Origin of the sequence: Kitasatospora putterlickiae, assembly GCF_039527695.1 — a bacterium.
Lineage (GTDB): Bacteria > Actinomycetota > Actinomycetes > Streptomycetales > Streptomycetaceae > Kitasatospora > Kitasatospora putterlickiae.
In genome coordinates, this window is the sequence record NZ_BAAAKJ010000473.1 from 1 (window position 1) to 2,735 (window position 2,735).

The 2,735-nt window shown below is 69.7% G+C and carries 3 protein-coding genes; 1 reads left to right on the forward strand and 2 read right to left on the reverse strand.

Annotated elements, in window-relative coordinates; translation table 11 throughout:
• Positions 1–300: 300 nt before the first annotated feature.
• Complete coding sequence (locus ABD308_RS37260) at positions 301–516, reverse strand: hypothetical protein (protein WP_344345042.1); 216 nt, start codon at positions 514–516, stop codon at positions 301–303.
• Positions 517–726: 210 nt separating this feature from the next.
• Between ABD308_RS37260 and ABD308_RS37265 the strand changes: the two genes are divergently transcribed.
• Positions 727–2,199, forward strand: a complete 1,473-nt coding sequence (locus tag ABD308_RS37265; protein WP_344345045.1) for a WD40 repeat domain-containing protein — start codon at positions 727–729, stop codon at positions 2,197–2,199.
• 66 nt (positions 2,200–2,265) lie between these two features.
• On the opposite strand, the gene ABD308_RS37270 is transcribed toward ABD308_RS37265, so the two are convergent.
• Positions 2,266–2,463 carry a hypothetical protein gene (locus ABD308_RS37270; RefSeq protein ID WP_344345048.1) on the reverse strand — a complete coding sequence of 66 codons (198 nt, stop codon included), beginning with the start codon at positions 2,461–2,463 and terminating at the stop codon, positions 2,266–2,268.
• Positions 2,464–2,735 lie beyond the last annotated feature (272 nt).

Consider the following 2,735-nt stretch of genomic DNA (forward strand, 5'->3'; position numbering starts at 1 on the left):
CCGCCGGTTCAGCGCCCGACGCCCTGAGGAACGCTGGCCGCGGCCTTGGCGGTGGCTGGGCCGGCGGGGCTCACGGCGGCGTCCCGTTCGTCCGCCGGGCCGGGGACGGCGAGAGCGGGCGGCAGGCAGACGCGGGCCTCCAATCGCTCCAGGTGCTCCGCGCTCTGCTGGCAGTCTGCGGCGTCTTCGCCGAGGCCTCGCTCGTCCAGCTTGACCGATCGCCAGGTGATCTTGACGGCCCAGTTTGGGCTGCAGATCCGGCCCGGATCTATCCTTCCCTCTTCTGGTGCCTCGTCGGGGTCAACCGATCAGCTTGTGCAGCACCGACACGCTCGCCCCGGCGCCGGTTAGACCGGCCAGTACCGCGGCGGCCACCGGACCGCCGCCGAGGAAGGTCAGGGCGCCGGCAACGAGGCCGATGAAGGCGGCCGCAAGCAGCACGAGTGCGGTGTGCATGCTCATGAGCGGAGCGGGCGCGGTCGATGGGTCGGGGGCTGCGTTCGTGTGGTTGGTCATGGCTCCAGCTCAGCCCGTCCTGGGCCGGGATTCACCACTAGGCGGACGATCCCGTGCGAAACCGATCACCACCGCAGCGGGGCGGACAGCGGTGCACACCACCGGGCCCGGCCGGACGTCCGGGAATATCCGGGAAACTCCGGCGGCGTCCAGTGGCCTGGTCCTACCGTTGGCCCGACACGCTGTCACGGGAGGACGGAGACAACCGGGGTGCGGAACGAGGGCACGGATGCCGGACAAAAGGACTTCACCCGGGAACTGAGGGAGTTCGCGGCCGATCTGCGCACCTTGCGGATCGAACGCGGTCAACCCTCGTACGGGAAGATCAGCAAACGCGCGCCCGCTGGCCGCCCGCTGTCCGTCTCCGCTCTCAGCAGCGTCATGACGGGCGAATACCTGCCCAGCCTCGACTTCCTCATGGCCCTGGTCCGGACCCTGCTCGCCTTCGACGCCGAGCAGCCGCGGCCCCTCACCCGGGACCACCCGCAGCTCCTTGAGTGGAGATCCCGCTGGGCGAAGCTCAAGACCCTGCAGGACCAGAGCCGGTCCCCGTCGCCCCTACGATTCGGCGCGGACGATTCCACTGCCGACACCACGGCCACGAAGCGCCGACTGGCGATCGAGGAGTCGCCGTCCTCCCACAAAAACACCGAACACCCTGGCGGCCAACAGGCCGGGCTTCGGGCGGGCGCCTCGCACGACGGACCCGAGGAGATCGCACGCCTGCAAAGGATCCTCGCCTCACAGGGGCTTTCCGCCCGCATGCTTCTGAGTGCGCTGGAGCAAGGGGAACGGATCCACTTGGATCCCCTTCCCAACCACATCAACGGCAACAGCACCGGCGTGGCGTTCTCGCCCGACGGTCGGGTGCTCGCAACCACCGGCGAGGACGGCATGGTGCGACTGTGGGACCCGGCCACCCGCAAGCCCATCGGCACCCTTATCGGCCATTCCGGCGAATGCTTCTGTCCGGCCTTCTCGCCCGACGGTCGGGTGCTCGCAACCACCGGCGAGGACGGCATGGTGCGACTGTGGGACCCGGCCGCCCACAGGCCCATCGGCACCCTCACCGGCCACCCCGACGGGACCATCCGGGGGAGCATCAGCGTGGCGTTCTCGCCTGATGGTCAGGTGCTCGCAACCACCGGCGAGGACGGCGCGGTGCGGCTTTGGGACCCGGCCACCCACGCACCCGTCGGCACCCTCACCGGCAACAACAGTTGGGTGGCGTTCTCATCTGATGGCCGATTCCTCGCGGCCACCAGCACGGACGGCGCGGTGCGGCTTTGGGACCCGGCCACCCATGAACCCGTCGGCACCCTCACCGGCCACGTCGGCCGCAGTAACATGCTGGCGTTCTCGCCTGATGGTCGGGTGCTCGCAACCACTGGCGACGACGGCATGGTGCGGCTTTGGGATCCGATCACCCATGAACCCGTCGGCACCCTCACCGGCCACCCCAACGAGACCCTCTGCGTGGCATTCTCGCCTGATGGTCGGGTGCTCGCGACCACCGGTGAGGACGGCGCGGTGCGGCTTTGGAACCTGGCCACCCGTGAACCCGTCGACATCCTCGCCGGCGACAACATTGTGGTGGCTTTCTCCCCTGATGGCCGACTTCTCGCCACCACCGGTGAGGACGGCACCCTGCAACTGTGGATCACGCCGAGCATCCGGACATAGCGGGGCATGTTTGGACGGTGCTGGGACAGGGTGTCCCAGCACCTGGCGGGCCCGCAGATTGCCCGGCTACGTAGGCCGGAGACCGGGGGTGGCGAACCGGCGAAGCTCGGCCTTGAGCCCTTCGACCCAGCGGACGAGGCCGTCAGCCCCGTCGGCGACATGCCGCAGGATGCCGGCAAGGGCGCTGGCCCATTCGAGGAAGCCGGTGACCAGACCGGTGCGGTCCTGGTCTGGCTTTGAGAAATCATCCGTCTGGTTTGTCACGGCCCTCAGCCTGCCACTGCCGCATGACGCACCAGGGCGGGTTCACCCGAACGAGCGAACTTGTCCGAGAGGACCGCTCGGTCCCGCCGACGCGGGCACGGCGCCGCCGGCCGTACGGGCGTGCGATCTACGATGGCGGGCGGCCGACGCGGTCGAGCAGGCCTGCGGGCGGGAGGTCGTACCGGCGGCGAGGGACAGCTGGACGAGGAGCTGGCCTACGACCTGGCGGCCGGTGTCGTCACCGGCAGTCCGCTCGCCGCCGCGCTGCCCGA

Excerpts from the sequence above, each read along its gene's own strand:
- ABD308_RS37260 (WP_344345042.1), bottom strand. The coding sequence starts at position 516 with ATGACCAACCACACGAACGCAGCCCCCGACCCATCGACCGCGCCCGCT.